The organism is Candidatus Nitrospira bockiana, assembly GCF_965152565.1.
In genome coordinates this window covers 3,621,018-3,636,795 of the sequence record NZ_OZ224215.1, presented here as the reverse complement: position 1 = coordinate 3,636,795, position 15,778 = coordinate 3,621,018, and the positions used below count along the sequence as shown (strand labels likewise).

Below are 15,778 nucleotides of genomic sequence, written 5' to 3'. Positions count from 1 at the left end.
GGAAGCCATGCCAAATCCGAAACACAAGCATTCACGCGCCCGGCGCGACAAGCGGCGGACCCAGAAGATGCGGATCACGCCGCCCAGTTTCTCGACCTGCCCACAATGCCACGAGCCCAAGTTGCCACACTATACCTGCCTGAATTGCGGCACCTACAAGGGCATGGACGTGATCGCGGTCGAAGAAGCCTGATCGCTTTCGTTCCAGCCCCGGGCGTCTCTACCTCCGATGAAAATTGCCGTCGATGCCATGGGAGGGGACCACGGCCCCGCCCCGAATATCGAAGGAGCCTGCCAAGCCGTTGCCGAGCTCGGCGTCGAAGTCGTCCTGGTCGGCGACGAGCCCCAGCTTCGAGACCTTCTCAAGAAAACCGGCCGATCGACGCACGGCATCGATATCCGCCACGCCCCGCAGGTCGTCGGGATGCACGAGTCGCCGGCCCAAATCGCCAGAAAGAAGCGGGACTCGTCGATTTGGGTGGCCACTGAATTGGTGAAGGCCCGAGAGGTCCACGCCGTGGTCAGCGCCGGCAATACGGGCGCCAGCATGGTCGCGGCCTTTTTTCTGCTCGGGGTCATGAAGGGCGTCGAGCGTCCGGCCATTGCCGCCACGCTTCCAACGGTGACGGGGACGGCCATCATGTTGGACGTCGGGGCCAATGTCGATTGCCAAGCCGAGCACTTGCTCCAATTCGCGCTGATGGGAAACGAATACGGGAAGCACCTCTTCGGCAAGGCCAACCCCCGCGTCGGGTTGTTGAGCATCGGAGAGGAAGACAGCAAGGGCAACGAAGTGACCAAGCAGGCCTTCTCTCTGCTCAAGGTCAGCCCTATCAATTTCGTCGGCAACGTGGAGGGACGGGACGTCTACAGCGGTGCGGCCGATGTGATTGTCTGCGATGGCTTTATCGGCAACGTGGCGTTGAAGATTTCGGAAGGCGTGGCCGACACCATCAAGAAGCTCTTGATGAAAGAGATCGCCGGCTCCCGTCTGGGACGGCTGGCGTACGTGTTCCTGGCGGGGCCGCTGAGCAGGTTGCGCCGCCGCATCGACTACGCGGAATTCGGCGGCGCTCCGCTCTTGGGCGTCAACGGGATCTGCATGATCTGTCACGGCCGCTCCTCGGCCAAGGCGATCAAGAACGCGATTGCCCGGGCCAAGGGATTGGCCGAAGGGCGGGTCAAGGAAGCCATCCAGCGCGACATCGAAGAGAGCCTGGCCCGGCAGCGCGGCAGCCAGGTGCCATCCGCCGAATGAGAAGCCGAATCATCGGTACCGGGGCCTATGTGCCCGACAAGGTCTTGACAAACGCCGATCTGGAGCGGCTGGTCGCCACTTCGGACGCGTGGATCATGGAGCGGACCGGCATCCGGGAGCGGCGCATCGCGGCGCCCGGTCAACCATGCTCGGATCTCGGCAGGCGAGCCGCCGAACAGGCGCTCAAAGCCGCCGGCATCGCCCCCGCCGACCTGGATTTGATCCTCGTCGCTACGTGTACCGGCGATCAACCACTGCCGGCGACGGCCTGTGTGATCCAAGCCGAGCTGGGGGCCGTCAAAGCCGCCGCCTGCGACGTGTCGGCGGCCTGCTGCGGGTTCGTCTATGCCCTGTCGATCGCCGATGCCTACGTGCGGACCGGCACCCGCCACGCCCTCGTCATAGGCGCTGAAGTCATGTCCGCCATCACCGATTGGTCCGATCGCGCCACCTGCATCTTGTTCGGCGACGGCGCCGGGGCAGTCGTCCTCGCGCCATCGGATACCGATCGCGGCGTCCTGTCCACTCACTTGCGCTCCGACGGGTGTTTGGCCGATCTCATCTGCGTACCCGGGGGCGGTTCCAGGACGCCGCCGTCCGAGAAAATGCTGTCGGAGGGGGCGCAGTACCTGAAGATGAAAGGAAACGAAACGTACAAGGTCGCGATCAAATCTCTCGAGGACATCGCGCGCGAAACCCTGACCGCCAACGGCGTCTCCATCGAAGAGGTGGACCTGTACGTTCCACACCAAGCGAACGTCCGGATCATTCGGGCCGTCGCCGAACGACTCGGCCTTCCTCTTGAGAAGGTCTTCATGAACATCGACCGGTACGGCAACACCTCGGCGGCCTCGATCCCGCTGGCTCTGGACGAGGCGGTCAGAACTGGGCGCGTCAAGGACGGCAACCTGGTGATGATGGGTGCGTTCGGCGGTGGGTTGACCTGGGCGTCGGCCCTGGTCCGTTGGTGACGAGTGCCGCGCGGTCCGTGCCTGAGGCGTCCTTTGGCTGGATGACGAGGCGCCGTGCCGAGAACCGCGGCGCGATCATGTAGGGGGAGCTATGACGAGTGAGCTCAAGACACTGGCGGGCGACTGGGCGCTGATCCTCGGCGCCTCGAGCGGGTTCGGGGAGGCCACCGCGTTGGAATTGGCCTCGCTCGGTATGGACATCTTCGGCGTGCACCTCGACCGCAAGGCGACCCTCCCGAACGTCGAGCGGATCGTCGGGGAGATCCGCAGCAAGGGGCGGGATGCGGTGTTCTTCAACGCCAACGCCGCCGATCCGGAGAAACGGCAAGAGATCCTGAACGACATCGAAACGCACCTGCGCCAGGCCAATCCCAAGCCGATGGTCCGCGTGCTGCTCCATTCATTGGCGTTCGGGACGCTCAAACCGTTCATTGCCAAGTCCCCTGCCGACGCGATTACCAAGGCCCATATGGACATGACCTTGGACGTCATGGCGAACAGTCTCGTGTACTGGGTGCAAGATCTGGTGGCGCGGCAGTTGATGGGACGGGGCGGACGCATTTTCGCGATGACGAGCGCCGGAGGGGCGCGGGTCTGGCCGTCCTATGGAGCGGTGTCCGCCGCCAAGGCGGCGCTGGAATCCAACGTCCGACAGCTCACGCTCGAATTGGCGCCGCTCGGGATTACGGCCAACGCGATCATGGCCGGGGTGACCGACACGCCCGCGCTCCGCAAGATTCCGGGCTCGGAAGAGATGATCCAGTTGGCTCAGCGGAAGAACCCGTCGGGTCGCTTGACGACGCCCAAGGATGTGGCGGAAGCGATCGGGCTGTTGAGCCACCCGAAAGCGCAGTGGGTCACCGGCAACGTCTTGTGTGTGGACGGCGGCGAGTTCGTCGTCGATTGACTCGCGCCGTCGGGATGTCGACGAACCGGCTGTTTGCCGCCGCAGTGCAATGGAGCGTTCGCGGCGCGGAGTGAGTGTGATGCCGAAGCTTTTTCCCGTTGACATTAAACGCTGTTTCCCTCATATCTAGCGCGGTATGACGTCGGACATAGGATTGGTCTTTCCCGGCCAAGGCTCCCAATCGGTCGGGATGGGGCGGGCCTTTTACGACGCCGTGCCCGAAGTCAGGAAGGTGTATGAAGAGGCGTCGGCGGTTCTCGGTTACGACGTCGCCAGCCTCTGCTTCGCCGGTCCGGCTGAACGTCTGAATCTGACGGAATATACCCAGCCCGCTCTGCTCACTGTCAGTGTTGCTGCGCTCCGTGCCCTCGACCCGGCGGGTGTTCGCCCGCGCGCCGTTGCCGGGCACAGCCTCGGGGAGTATTCAGCGTTGGTGGCGGCAAAGGGGCTGTCGTTCCGCGCAGCCGTGTCGCTCGTGCAGAAACGAGGCCGGTACATGGCCGAAGCGGTCCCACCCGGCAGCGGGTCCGTGGCCGCATTGCTGGGGCTTTCCGCAGAGCAAGCCAGAGAAGCGTGCCGGGCGGCATCAGCGGTGGGGATCGTGGCGGCGGCCAACTTCAATTGTCCCGGACAGATCGTCATCGCGGGGGAGAAGGCGGCGGTCGAGCGCGCAATCGAAATCGCCAAGGCCAAGGGATGTCGAAAGGCCGTACCGTTGCCGGTCAGCGTTCCAGTCCATACTCCGCTGATGCAGGTGGCCGCCGATCGATTGGCGCAGGATGTCGAGGCGTGCGAGTGGTCGGATCTCTCGGTGCCGGTCGTCAACAATGCCGATGCGACCCCGCTCACCCGAGCCTTCGACGTCAAAGCGTCACTGATTCGGCAACTTCCGTCTCCCGTGCGGTGGGAAGAGTCGATTTTGACCATGAGCGGCATGGGGATCCGAACCTTTATCGAGGTGGGACCGGGGACCGTGCTGACGGGACTGATCAAGCGCATCGCTCCGGACGCGCGCACGCTCAACGTCCAGGATCCCGCTTCATTGGAGACAACGATTAAGAGCCTCGAGACCTAACGGGCCGGGAGCAGCTCCAGCCAGAAGCCGCCGGCGCTGCCGGTACGGAAAAGACCAGGAGTCCTCATGTCGTTGGAAGGCCGAGTGGCGATCGTCACGGGAGCAGCGCAGGGAATCGGCCGGAGCATAGCGGAAACGTTGGCCCGGGCGGGGGCGGATGTCGTCGTAGCGGACATGGACGCCGGCCGTGCGCAGGAAGCCGTCGAAGCCATCGAAGCCCTGGGCCGGCGGGCTATGAACGTCAAGGTGAACGTCGCCGAATGGGCCGATGTGAAAGAAATGACCGACAAGGTTCTCAAGGCCTGGGGCAAGATCGACATTCTGGTGAACAACGCCGGGATCACGCGGGACGGTCTTCTGGTGCGCATGAAGGAAGAAGATTGGAACCTCGTGCTTCAGGTCAATCTCAACGGGACCTTTCATTGCACCAAGGCCGTGATGCAACCGATGACGAAGCAGCGCTACGGCCGCATCGTCAACATCGCCTCGATCGTCGGCGTCATGGGGAACGCCGGCCAGGCGAATTACGCCGCGTCGAAGGCCGCCGTGATCGGCTTCACGAAAACCGTCGCCCGTGAGTATGCGAGCCGGCAGGTGACCGTCAACGCCGTCGCGCCGGGATTCATCGACACGGCGATGACGCAGGGGCTCCCGGCCGACGTCAAAGAAACCCTGCAAAAGCAGATTCCATTGGGCCGCCTCGGGCAGGCTTCGGACGTGGCGGCGGCCGTGCGTTTTCTCGTGTCCGACGAAGCGAGCTATATCACCGGGCAAGTCATCCATGTGAATGGGGGCATGTTGATGGCGTGATCCCGTCTCACGCGGAACCACCGACAGGAGGAGGATGTATGGAGGAGGTGAAGAAACCGATGGCGATTGAAGATCGCGTGAAGAAAATCATCGCCGAGCAACTCGGCGTCGATGAGGAGGAAGTGGTGCCCGAGGCGTCGTTCGTCGATGATCTGGGTGCCGACTCGCTGGACACGGTCGAGCTCGTGATGGCGTTCGAAGAGGAGTTCGACATCGAGATTCCCGACGAGGATGCCGAAAAGATCCTGACCGTCGGGAAGGCGATGGAGTACATCAAAGAGAAAGTGTAGCGCCGGACGGCCATGGGAGATCGTGCAGACAGACGGGTGGTCGTGACGGGGATCGGCCTCGTCACCCCGCTGGGAACGGGGCTCGAGAAGACCTGGAAAGCGCTCTGTGCGGGCGAATCGGGCATCACTCGCATCACGAGATTCGATCCCACCGACTATTCCACGCAGATCGCGGGGGAAGTGAAGGATTTCGATCCGGCGGCGTTCATCGAGAAGAAAGAGATCAAGAAGATGGACCTGTTCATCCACTATGCCGTCGGCGCAAGCCAGTTGGCGGTGGATGATGCCGGGCTCAAGGTCAGCCCGGAGAACGCCGAGCGCGTCGGCGTCTACATCGGATCAGGCATCGGCGGCCTGTCCTCGATCGAGCACTACCACAAGGTCTTGCAAGAGAAGGGGCCGGACCGGGTTTCTCCATTCTTCATCCCGATGGTGATCATCAACCTGGCTTCCGGTCAGGTGGCCATACGACTCGGCGCGCGCGGCCCGAACTCCTGCGCGGTGACGGCGTGTGCCACCGGCAACCACTGTATCGGGGATGCCTTTCGTCTGATCCAACGCGGCGACGCCGACGCCATGGTGGCCGGAGGGGCGGAGGCGGCGATCACGCCGCTGGGTGTCGCCGGCTTCGGTGCGGCACGCGCCCTCTCGAGACGCAATGATGAGCCGACCCGCGCAAGCCGGCCGTTCGACCGGGATCGGGATGGGTTCGTGCTCGGCGAGGGAGCCGGGGTGCTGGTTCTCGAAGAACTCGAAACCGCCAAGCGCCGGGGTGCGCGGATCTACGCGGAGATCATCGGCTACGGCATGACGGCGGACGCGCACCATATCACCGCGCCCCCCGATGACGGCGAGGGCGCCGTCCGCTGCATGCGTTTGGCGATCAAGGACGCCGGCATCTCCACGGGTGAAGTGGGGTACATCAATGCGCATGGGACGTCGACGTTCGCCGATAAGATCGAGACCCAGGCGATCAAACGCGTCTTTGGCGAGCACGCCTCTCGCATCCCGGTGAGTTCCACGAAATCGATGACCGGCCACCTCTTGGGTGCGGCCGGAGGCATCGAAGCGGCCTTCAGTGTCCTGGCGATCCAGCGGGGCGTGCTGCCGCCGACGATCAATTTGGATCATCCCGATCCCGAGTGCGACTTGGACTACGTCCCGGCACGCGCGCGGGAGGCCTCGATCGATGTCGCCCTGTCCAACTCTTTCGGCTTCGGCGGCGTCAATGCCTGCCTTCTGTTCAGAAAACTTGCCGCCTGACAGGCCAGGCGGTCGGATGTCTCACCCCTCGACGGAAGTCGCTCAGCAGGTTGTCGGCTACGTGTTTCGCGACCCCGCCCTGCTCGATGAAGCGCTGACCCACAAATCACACGTCAACGAGGTGAAGCCGAAGCAGGGCAAACACAACGAGCGGCTCGAATTCCTCGGCGATGCGGCCCTGACGCTCGTTGTCAGCGAGCGCTTGGTGGAAATGTTTCCCGACTCCACGGAAGGGGAGCTGTCCAAATTCAAGGCCCGGCTCGTCAGCGAACCCCTGCTGGCCGGTGCCGCCCGCCGGCTGGACCTCGGGGCCTTGTTGCGCCTGGGGCGCGGCGAGGAGCTGACGCAAGGACGTGAAAAGCCTTCGTTGCTCGCCAACGCCTTGGAAGCGCTCGTCGCCGCCGTCTACCTCGATGGAGGTCTCGAAGCCGCGCGCCGGTTCATCCTCCGTGTCCTCGAGCAGGAGTTCCAGGAGCTTCAATCGCACGGGGGGCCTGCACTGCTGCAGGATTACAAGACGCGATTCCAGGAATGGTGTCAGAAGCGGTACGACACGCTGCCGCACTATCGGCTGGTGAAAGAGGTCGGGCCGGATCATCAGAAAACGTTCGAGGTACACCTGGTCGTCAACGGGGACGTGCTCGGCGTCGGCGTCGGCCGAAGCAAGAAGGAAGCAGAACAGATGGCGGCCAGGCAGGCCTTGGCGCAGACCAATTGAGCATGGTCGGATCCGAAGAGGAGGGGTGATGGAACGCAAGACTGTCAAAACGGTGTTGGGAGTCCTGCTGGCCACGATGCTTGCGGGGGCCGGGGCGGCGATCACGGCCGACAAAACCCCGTCGGGGCCGACGGCCGAAAAGGGGCCGAGAGCCGTCATCAAGACAAAGTTCGGAGAGATGGAGATCAAGTTCTTCCCGGACAAGGCCCCCAAGCACGTGGAAAATTTCATCAAGCTTGCGAAGGAAGGGTTCTACAACGGGACGATCTTTCACCGAGTGATTCCTGGATTCATGATCCAGGGCGGGGATCCGAACACCAAGGACCCGAACAAGAAGGAGCTGTACGGAATGGGCGGCCCCGGGCATAGCGTCAAGGCCGAGTTCAACGACATCCCGCACAAGCGGGGCATCGTGTCGATGGCGCGATCGAGTGATCCGGACAGTGCAGGCTCCCAATTCTTCATCGTGGTCGAGGACTCGCATTTCCTCGACGGGAAGTACACGGCCTTTGGTCAGGTCGTCAAAGGCATGGGAGTGGCGGACAAGATCGTCAACCAGCCGCGGGACGCCAGGGATAATCCGGTGGATCGCACGGAGATGACGGTGACGATCGTCGAGTGACGCCGGGAAGAACCGGAATCCGGTCAATGGTGGTGGGTACAGTGCGGGCCGTGCTGGCGCGGCTGCGGTGAAAGGGCGGTGGAAAAGCCCGATGGGACGTCGCCCGGGAGCACGATCCGGCCGCCCTCCTGAGCTTGCTTCGTGAGTTGCTCCGCCAAGTCCGGATGGTACGTCTTGATATAGCCGATCAGCCCCGTCAGAAAACGATTCGATTGGAGCCCGCCGCCGGACACCTGGATCACGAATGCGAGGGTTTTGTCCAGCACCTCGGTCGCTTCCTGCTGCTCGAGCCCCGGTCGCCCTTGTTGACGCTGCTGCGCCTGCTGGGCCGCAAAGGCATCGTACTCGGCTTTCAGATGATCGGCCAAGGCTCCCGGCGGGCCGGCCGGGATGTGCAACGGGCTCAGCATGCGGCGGAGCGATTGGAGCCCGGCGAGGAGTTCACCGTCCGTCGCGTCCCTGCGCCCATGGAAATAGCGATAAGCGGTGATCTCCACCAGGTTGAAGAGAATCGCCGCCGCTTCACCGCCGAGGTCGAACAGCGTCTTGTAGAAGGCGCGCCGCTCGACGGCAAATCGCTCCGCCGCCCGTTTCTGCTGGTACGTGCTGCTGCTGTCCAGGTATACACAGTCGGAGGGACAGGCGATGCGCGCCAGCCGATGCTCACCACAGCAGGAACTGCAGATATGCCCGGCGAGGGCGGGGCAGGGACGTTTTCCCTTCCGTTCATGACAATAGCTGCACGTACTCACTGACCTGGCCCTTTTTTTGGCGGGCTGAAACCGTAATCCGAGAAGCTGCGTTTCTTCTTGGCCTCCCCGGTCGAGGGCCGCTCCAGGCCGTTGATCTCCGCGGCATCCGCATAGTGATACGGGACGAGGATCAAATGGTTCTTGCGGTCGATGCCCAGATCCGCCGGGGTGGGAAGAAATTCGGCGATGACTTCGAACTTCATGTCCGGGCGAATCCGCCATACCTTCCCGGCCGTGAAGTCCGAGACATACATGCTTCCCCAGTCGTCGAAGTCCACGCCGCTTAGGTTGTGGAACCGAGCGGTGAGAAATGAATTGGAGACGAGATCGGAGACGTGGCCGCTCGGTGTGATCTCGACGATCTTCCCCTTGTGCCAACTGACCGCGACGAGTTTTCCGGTTCTTGCGTTCCACGCGATGCCCGCCGGCCCGGCGAGGGCCGCATCCCTGGTCAACAGGGAGATGCCGTGTTGCTTGTTGATCTCTACCCGGTAGATGCAGTTGCCGTCGGTATCGGACACGTAGAGGGTGCCGTTTCCGTCATAGGCGACGTCCCACAAAGCCACGGGACGTCCGGGTGCGGCGACCGAGGCGAATGAGACCGTGATCACCGCGGCTCCGGTCTCCTTGTCGAACCCGCGTAGCGTGTCGAGATCGACGACGTAGAGCAGACGATCGACGATCGCCATGCCCTTGGGGGCATGCAGCACGGTGGTGCCCTGCCCGCCCTGCACGAAATGCAGGTCCGTGACCTTGCCGCTCTGATCCAGGCGGGTGATGAAGCCGTTGTTGTCTTTGGCGTCCGGCTCGCCGTTGAGATTCGAGATGAAGTAGAACTGACCGGACGGGTCCGCGACGAAGCTTTGTGGCGTCTTGAGGCCTTGGACCTGGGCGGTCCATCCCACCGAAGGCATCGCGGAGGCCAACCACGCGAGGCCGACCAACATCCAGGCTCGGAGAGGACTGCTGTCGGCGCGAGGCCGGTTCAGTACATGCATAGGAAGTGCGTGCATGGATAGGAAACGAAGCGAGCGGCCGGAGCGAGAGCCGGAGGAGGAGTGGCTCGCGTCGCAATCGTGCCGCATCGTACTGGACGGGTTTCAAGGGTGTCAAGGAACGGCTCGCCTTGACGGCGTTTTCGACGGCCTGGTATTGTTCACGAGTTTCTTCATGATGCCTCCGCCATGAGACCCCGTCCGAGCCGACAACCGCATCTGTGGTGAGCTGCGTACGAGTCATTCGAGGTGCGGCAGCGCCAGGGTTCGGCGGCAGGTTCATCTGTCGAGCAAGCGGATAAGCGGATAAAAGGCGTGGTCAGGAAACCGAAAGGGAGGGAATCGTGGCCGCACGACTGATTGACGGCAAAGCACTCGCGCAGACGATCCGGGAACGGATCGGGAAGGAGGTCGCGGAGTTGGTGGCCAAGACCGGCGTGCGTCCCGGGCTGGCCGCGATTCTCGTGGGCGACGACCCGGCCTCCAAGCTCTACGTCAAGAACAAACAGAAGGCCTGCGATGCGGCCGGCATCTATGTGGACGAGCACAAGTTGCCGGCGACGACCACCCAGGCGGAGTTGCTCGCGCTGATCGACAAGGTCAACCGTGACCCCAAGGTGCACGGCATCCTGGTACAGCTCCCGTTGCCCAAACAGATCGACAGCAAGGTGATTCTCGATGCAGTGACTCCTGCCAAAGATGCAGACGGCTTTCATCCCTGCAACATCGGGCGTCTCGTCGAGGGCAACCCGACGTTCGTGCCCTGCACGCCGAAGGGCGTGATCAAGATGATCGAATCGACCGGCGTGTCCATCGAGGGAAAGCGGGCGGTCGTCGTCGGGCGCAGCAACATCGTCGGCAAGCCGGCGGCCCTTCTGCTCCTGCACCGGCACGCGACGGTGACCGTGTGCCATTCCAAAACCAAGGATCTGCCCGCCGTCTGCCGGGAAGCGGATCTCCTCGTCGTCGCGATCGGCAAAGCGCGATTCGTCACCGCCGACATGGTGAAGCCCGGCGCCGTCGTCATCGACGTGGGCGTCAACCGTCTGGACGACGGGACCTTCGTCGGCGACGTCGATTTCGGCCCGGTCAGTGAACGGGCGGGGTGGATCTCCCCGGTCCCCGGGGGCGTCGGCCCGATGACGATCGCGATGCTCCTCGACAACACACTTGAATCCGCGAAGCGCACGGCCGGCGTGGCCTGAGCCGGCGTGGCCTGAGAAGGGACGGCACGAATGAGCAGGGGGGCGCGGCGCCTCAAAGAGGTTCTGGATCGGAACGAGTTCGCCGTGACGATCGAGTACAACCCGCCGAAGGGCACGAACGTCTCGGGCATCCTCGACAGTGCCAAAACACTGGTTGGACGGGTGAGCGGCGTCAATGTGACGGACAACACGGCCGCCGTCATGCGCGCGAGCTCGTTGTCTTTGTGCCGTCTGCTCTACGAGATGGGGCATGACCCCGTCATGCAGATCACGTGTCGCGACCGGAATCGCCTCGGCATGCAATCGGACTTGCTCGGGGCCCACCTCCTCGGGATTCGCAACATCCTGTGCTTGACCGGCGATTACCCCACCGTCGGCGATCACAAGGACGCCAAGCCGGTCTACGATCTGGATTCCGTCGAGGTGATGCAAATGGTCCAGGGATTGAACAACGGACGGGACCTGGCCGGCAACAAGCTCGACGGCGCCACGGACTTTATGATCGGTGCCGCCGTGACTCCCGAAGCCGATCCGCTGGGGCCGATGCTGGCGAAATTTGAGACGAAGGTGAAGGCCGGCGCACAATTTTTTCAGACCCAGGCCATCTATCACCCCGAGCGGTTCGCTTCGTTCATGTCTGCGGTACGGCCCTTCAAGGTCAAGGTCCTCGCCGGCGTCCTGTTGTTGAGGTCGGCGAAGATGGCGGAGTTCATGAATGCCAACATCCCCGGCGTTTCCGTCCCGGCCGAGATGATCGAGGAGTTGCGCCGGGCCGGCGAGAGGCATGCGCTCGATGTCGGCGTCGAGATCGCCGTCCGCACGATTCGAGCCGTGCGGCCGCATTGCGACGGCGTCCATATCATGGCGATCAAGGCCATCGATCGGCTCCCGGAGATTCTGACTCGAGCCGAATTGGGGTAGCGCGCCAATGATGACGGTCCCCGAGTTTCTACAGCGCAAGCGCAAGGGGAAGAAGCTCGTCGTCGTGACGGCCTATGACGCCCTGTTCACCCGTATCGTCGAAGAGGCGGGGATCGAAACGGTCCTCGTCGGTGATTCCCTCGGCGTCGTCGTGCAGGGAAAGAAAGATACCCTGGCGGTGACGATGGAGGACATGCTCTACCATACGAAGCTCGTCGTCGGCGCCGCACGCAAGATGCTCGTGATCGCCGACATGCCGTTCCTCTCCTATCAAGTCAGCGTGGAGGAGGCGGTGCGCAATGCCGGTCGCCTGGTGCAGGCTGGAGCGGCAGCGGTGAAGCTGGAAGGCGGGGCGGCCGCGTTCGACCGGGTGGAAGCGATGACACGAGCCGGCATCCCCGTGATGGGGCATCTGGGGATGACCCCACAATCGGTGAACCGCTTCGGCGGGTACAAGGTTCAGGGGAAGGAGCGTGAGAAAGCCGAGCTGCTGATCGAGGAGGCCAGGGGCCTCGAGGCGGCCGGCGCGTTCGCCCTCGTCCTCGAAGCCGTTCCGGCATCGCTTGCCCGGACGGTCACACAGGCGCTGACGATCCCTACGATCGGGATCGGCGCCGGCCCTCACTGTGACGGCCAGGTGCTGGTCCTGTACGATCTGTTGGGCCTGTTCGATGAATTCGTGCCGAAGTTCGTCAAGCCGTACGCCCACCTCAAAGCCGATGCCTTGCAGGCGTTGCGTCGCTATCATGAAGAAGTCGAGCACGGGAAGTTTCCATCCGACGCCGAAAGCTACCAGTAAGTTCCGTTGGGATCGCCGAACCGGTCCGGTTGGTCACAGAACGACCTGTTCAACAACCTAATCGAGGGAGGGAGGCGTGAAGACCCGCAGGAGGCTGTTCCTCGCTTCGCTGCTCATCTGGTACGTGGTGTTCTCGATCGCCATGGCGATCACCCCCGCCGATCGTCAATTTTGGGTGGCCGCCAACGTGTTGCCCGTTGTCTTCGTCGTGGTCTTGACCGTCTCTCACCGGCTTCTCCCGTTGTCGAACGCTTCCTATATCTTGATCACGCTGTTTCTGACCCTGCACACGGTGGGCGTTCACTACACCTACGCGCAAGTGCCGTTCGGCGGCTGGCTTCAGCAGGCGCTCCACTTCAGCCGGAACCATTTCGATCGTCTGGTGCACTTCTCGTTCGGGTTCCTTCTGACCTATCCCTTTGAGGAGTTCTTCCGTCTCGTGGCCGGTGTCCGCGGATGGCTGGTCTACTACCTCCCTGTCATGACGATCTTGGGGTTGAGCGGCGTCTGGGAGATCTTGGAAGGCTGGTTTGCCCAGGCCTCGAAACCCGAACTCGGCCTGACCTTCCTGGGCTCGCAGGGCGATATCTGGGATGCACAGCGCGACATGGCCGCGGCCATGTACGGCGCCATTCTGTGCGTCGCCGTGATCGTGCTCGCTCGAAAGGTGGCGGAACGGACGGTGAGAGCCGATCTCGTACCCGAGCGCGTCGACTCGCTGCAACAGTCCTCATGACATTGACCACGGCGAGGACCGCCGCCGCACACCGGACTTTCCGCCGCGACCGGTTGCTCCAGGGGTTGCTCGCGGTCTATGCGGTCCTGTGGGTGGCCCTTGCAATCTCCCCGGTCGACCGTGAGGACTGGTTGCTCGAAAACCTGCTCGCGATCGGCCTCGTCGTCACGCTTGTCGCGACGTATCGGCGCTTCGCCTTTTCCGATCTCTCCTACCTCCTGCTCACCGTGTTCATGATCTTGCACGCCATTGGAGCCCACTATACCTATGCCAAGGTCCCCTTCGGCTTCTGGTTGAAAGAGGTCTTCGATCTCGATCGTAATCACTTCGATCGCCTGGTGCATTTCGCCTTCGGGCTTCTCTTGGCCTACCCGGTCTATGAAGTCTTCGTGCGCCTTGCCAAGGTCACACCCGGCTGGGCTCTCTTGATCGCCGGCCTGGCCGTGACGTCGCTGAGCGGGTTGTTCGAGGTGCTGGAGGCCTGGGTGGCCCAAGTGGTCAATCCTGAACTGGGCACCGCCTATCTGGGCACTCAAGGCGACGAATGGGATGCGCAGAAAGATATGACCATGGCGATCATCGGTGCGGTGATCACGATTGCGTTGACCTACGCCATTCCCAGGATCACCCGCACACCCTGACCCACTTCCAACCGCGGCGCCCACATCTGCAGTCTGGTCCGGCCCTCGAGCAGAAGACTTTGGGCCAGACTTCCAAATGGAGCGGTCTGCCGAGGTGATCGGAGATGATCGGCGAGATCAGCTTCCGGCTACTTGTCGCAGGACACCTGAAAGACTTTACGGTCTTCGAGGCGGAGGGCCGTCAGCGAGCGTCCCCATACGCATCCGCTATCGAGGCCGATGACGTCGTCATGCACATAGAGGCCCAAGGCCGCCCAGTGGCCGAAGACGATCGTCGCGTCGGCGCTTCTCCTCCCGGGAACCTGAAACCAAGGGACGAAGCCGGGCGGAATGTCGTCAAGCGTCCGCTTGAAGCTGAGGTTCATCTCCCCTGTCAGGCTGCAGACGCGGAGGCGGGTCAGCGCCCTGGCGACAAAGGCAAGACGCGTGAGACCACTAAGATCCTCGGACCATGCGGTGGGCGCGCCATCGTCATAGATGAGTCGAAGCAGCGCCGACTGCTCATCGGATCGCAGGGCCCGCTCGATTTCCCGCGCATAGCCTTCGACTTGGCGAGCGGTCCACTGAGGGACGAGCCCGGCATGCACGAGCAACCAGTCCCGCCGGTCGCGGATTTCACGATGCAGCAGCGGCCGGTGTCCCAGCCAGGCGATCAGCTCGTTCCGATCAGGAGCCTCCAAGATATCAGTGAACGTGTCCTTGCCTCGTGGAGGTACAGCCCCGGAGGCGACGGCGAGGAGGTGCAGGTCATGATTGCCGAGGACGGTGATCGCGGCAGCTCCCAAGTCTTTGACGAAACGGAGCACGGAGTGCGATTGCGGGCCGCGGTTGACAAGATCGCCCACGAACCAGAGACGATCTCGATCCGGAGTGAACCCAATATGCGCAATGAGCCGTTCCAGGGCCGTCCAGCAGCCCTGGACGTCGCCGATTGCATAGGTGGCCATGAGAAAAGGATCCGCCGGAGGGAGTTCGCTCGAAGGCCGGTTACGAGGGGTACTTCGCTTCGATGACGCTCCGGAGTCCGCCCCGGGCGGTAAACTCTCCCGTGACGCTGGCCCATACCGGGTGGCAGGCTTTCACGAGATCCTGGAGGATGCGATTGACCGCATTCTCATAGAAGATGCCCACATTGCGATAGGCGTGGATATACAGCTTGAGGGACTTGAGTTCCACACAGGCCTGGTCCGGCATGTAGCGGATCCGAATGGTCCCGAAGTCGGGGAGTTGGGTCTTGGGGCAGATGGCGGTATATTCCGGGATCTCGATCGTGATCTCGTACCCTTTGTACTGATTCGGCCAGGTTTCGATCTCCGGTAGCCCTGTTGTGAGACCGCTGCGTGCGTGCTCGTCGTTGTAGCCGAGCTTGGTCGTTCGTCTTCTGCTCATACCTGCTTCATCCAGTCCAGTTGTCCAATTTTCTCAAGCTCGAAGTAGAGCGTGACCCAGGGGCATTTCATATCCGGGTAGACCTCGCAGAAGCCCCCTTTCCGGACTCCGCCGCACGGGCCATGGCTCATGAACTTGGGGCATTCCGACTTGGGAGAGCCATCCGGCGCCGGGGGGCGATTGTGCACCCCGCCGCAGTACTCGTCCCCCGCTTCTTCTCCTGGGATCAGAACCCTCAATGGCATGCGCCGTACTGTATACCAGTGCTGTTCGCCTCGGCAATGAGACGTTTGCCCAACGGCAGGCAAGGCAAGCAAGCAATTGAGCGGGCAGCCGGACAGTGTCGGGATCGAAGGTGTCTGGTCGCCTCGTTTTCACGGAAAGAGCGGGGTTAGGACCATCGGCCTATCCGGCTGGGTGGTGGTA

Annotated in this window: 20 protein-coding genes; 15 read left to right on the top strand and 5 right to left on the bottom strand. The window is 62.8% G+C overall.

Translation table 11 applies throughout. The features are described 5' to 3' along the window. The first annotated feature begins 7 nt into the window (after nt 1–7). From rpmF to ACWHYV_RS17740, 10 genes are all read left to right on the top strand, one after another. Nucleotides 8–193 (top strand): 50S ribosomal protein L32, encoded by a 186-nt coding sequence (rpmF, locus tag ACWHYV_RS17785; RefSeq protein ID WP_447977826.1) that lies wholly within the window; start codon nt 8–10, stop codon nt 191–193. 36 nt (nt 194–229) lie between these two features. Then, on the top strand, nt 230–1,258 hold the full coding sequence (plsX, locus tag ACWHYV_RS17780) for a phosphate acyltransferase PlsX (RefSeq protein WP_447977825.1): 1,029 nt from the start codon (nt 230–232) through the stop codon (nt 1,256–1,258). Continuing rightward, nucleotides 1,255–2,229, top strand: coding sequence for a beta-ketoacyl-ACP synthase III (locus ACWHYV_RS17775; protein WP_447977824.1), 975 nt, complete (start codon nt 1,255–1,257; stop codon nt 2,227–2,229). Before plsX ends, ACWHYV_RS17775 begins: the two co-directional genes overlap by 4 nt. 91 nt (nt 2,230–2,320) lie before the next feature. Beyond that, nucleotides 2,321–3,136, top strand: a complete 816-nt coding sequence (locus ACWHYV_RS17770; RefSeq protein WP_447977823.1) for an enoyl-ACP reductase FabI — start codon at nt 2,321–2,323, stop codon at nt 3,134–3,136. A gap of 136 nt (nt 3,137–3,272) precedes the next feature. Next, nucleotides 3,273–4,211 (top strand): ACP S-malonyltransferase, encoded by a 939-nt coding sequence (fabD, locus tag ACWHYV_RS17765; protein ID WP_447977822.1) that lies wholly within the window; start codon nt 3,273–3,275, stop codon nt 4,209–4,211. A gap of 66 nt (nt 4,212–4,277) precedes the next feature. Next, nucleotides 4,278–5,021, top strand: coding sequence for a 3-oxoacyl-[acyl-carrier-protein] reductase (gene fabG, locus ACWHYV_RS17760; RefSeq protein WP_447977821.1), 744 nt, complete (start codon nt 4,278–4,280; stop codon nt 5,019–5,021). A gap of 59 nt (nt 5,022–5,080) precedes the next feature. Further along, entirely contained in the window at nt 5,081–5,311 is a 231-nt protein-coding gene (acpP, locus tag ACWHYV_RS17755; RefSeq protein ID WP_447980748.1) for an acyl carrier protein, read from the top strand. 12 nt (nt 5,312–5,323) lie between these two features. Continuing rightward, nucleotides 5,324–6,574 carry a beta-ketoacyl-ACP synthase II gene (gene fabF, locus ACWHYV_RS17750; protein WP_447977820.1) on the top strand — a complete coding sequence of 417 codons (1,251 nt, stop codon included), beginning with the start codon at nt 5,324–5,326 and terminating at the stop codon, nt 6,572–6,574. A 16-nt stretch (nt 6,575–6,590) separates the two neighbouring features. Beyond that, on the top strand, nt 6,591–7,292 hold the full coding sequence (gene rnc / locus ACWHYV_RS17745; RefSeq protein WP_447977819.1) for a ribonuclease III: 702 nt from the start codon (nt 6,591–6,593) through the stop codon (nt 7,290–7,292). Between the two features lie 178 nt (nt 7,293–7,470). After that, a complete protein-coding gene (locus ACWHYV_RS17740; protein WP_447980747.1) occupies nt 7,471–7,914 on the top strand; it encodes a peptidylprolyl isomerase in 444 nt (147 codons plus the stop codon). 23 nt (nt 7,915–7,937) lie between these two features. Here ACWHYV_RS17740 and ACWHYV_RS17735 read toward each other — a convergent pair whose 3' ends face one another. Together ACWHYV_RS17735 and ACWHYV_RS17730 are read right to left on the bottom strand one after the other, a co-directional pair. Beyond that, nucleotides 7,938–8,666, bottom strand: coding sequence for a hypothetical protein (locus ACWHYV_RS17735; RefSeq protein WP_447977818.1), 729 nt, complete (start codon nt 8,664–8,666; stop codon nt 7,938–7,940). Next, entirely contained in the window at nt 8,663–9,613 is a 951-nt protein-coding gene (locus ACWHYV_RS17730; protein ID WP_447977817.1) for a hypothetical protein, read from the bottom strand. Before ACWHYV_RS17730 ends, ACWHYV_RS17735 begins: the two co-directional genes overlap by 4 nt. A 392-nt stretch (nt 9,614–10,005) precedes the next feature. Here ACWHYV_RS17730 and folD point away from each other — a divergent pair, with 392 nt between their 5' ends. The 5 genes from folD (at nt 10,006) to ACWHYV_RS17705 (ending at nt 13,963) form a co-directional block, all read left to right on the top strand. Then, nucleotides 10,006–10,866: a bifunctional methylenetetrahydrofolate dehydrogenase/methenyltetrahydrofolate cyclohydrolase FolD gene (folD, locus tag ACWHYV_RS17725; RefSeq protein WP_447977816.1), complete on the top strand. Its 861-nt coding sequence runs from the start codon at nt 10,006–10,008 to the stop codon at nt 10,864–10,866. A 30-nt stretch (nt 10,867–10,896) separates the two neighbouring features. Next, nucleotides 10,897–11,787 carry a methylenetetrahydrofolate reductase gene (locus ACWHYV_RS17720; protein WP_447977815.1) on the top strand — a complete coding sequence of 297 codons (891 nt, stop codon included), beginning with the start codon at nt 10,897–10,899 and terminating at the stop codon, nt 11,785–11,787. 10 nt (nt 11,788–11,797) lie between these two features. Further along, on the top strand, nt 11,798–12,586 hold the full coding sequence (gene panB / locus ACWHYV_RS17715; RefSeq protein ID WP_447980746.1) for a 3-methyl-2-oxobutanoate hydroxymethyltransferase: 789 nt from the start codon (nt 11,798–11,800) through the stop codon (nt 12,584–12,586). 76 nt (nt 12,587–12,662) lie between these two features. Next, nucleotides 12,663–13,322 (top strand): DUF2238 domain-containing protein, encoded by a 660-nt coding sequence (locus ACWHYV_RS17710; RefSeq protein WP_447977814.1) that lies wholly within the window; start codon nt 12,663–12,665, stop codon nt 13,320–13,322. After that, a complete protein-coding gene (locus ACWHYV_RS17705) occupies nt 13,319–13,963 on the top strand; it encodes a DUF2238 domain-containing protein (RefSeq protein WP_447977813.1) in 645 nt (214 codons plus the stop codon). The genes ACWHYV_RS17710 and ACWHYV_RS17705 overlap by 4 nt, the downstream gene beginning before the upstream one ends. Nucleotides 13,964–14,091: 128 nt before the next feature. Here the strand turns inward: ACWHYV_RS17705 and ACWHYV_RS17700 are convergent, their stop codons facing one another. The 3 genes from ACWHYV_RS17700 to ACWHYV_RS17690 are packed head-to-tail and all read right to left on the bottom strand — an operon-like array spanning nt 14,092 to nt 15,597. After that, nucleotides 14,092–14,910, bottom strand: coding sequence for a symmetrical bis(5'-nucleosyl)-tetraphosphatase (locus ACWHYV_RS17700; RefSeq protein WP_447977812.1), 819 nt, complete (start codon nt 14,908–14,910; stop codon nt 14,092–14,094). 40 nt (nt 14,911–14,950) lie between these two features. Continuing rightward, nucleotides 14,951–15,352 carry a preQ(1) synthase gene (gene queF, locus ACWHYV_RS17695; RefSeq protein WP_447977811.1) on the bottom strand — a complete coding sequence of 134 codons (402 nt, stop codon included), beginning with the start codon at nt 15,350–15,352 and terminating at the stop codon, nt 14,951–14,953. Beyond that, complete coding sequence (locus ACWHYV_RS17690) at nt 15,349–15,597, bottom strand: methylenetetrahydrofolate reductase C-terminal domain-containing protein (RefSeq protein WP_447977810.1); 249 nt, start codon at nt 15,595–15,597, stop codon at nt 15,349–15,351. The genes queF and ACWHYV_RS17690 overlap by 4 nt, the downstream gene beginning before the upstream one ends. Nucleotides 15,598–15,778: the final 181 nt, after the last annotated feature.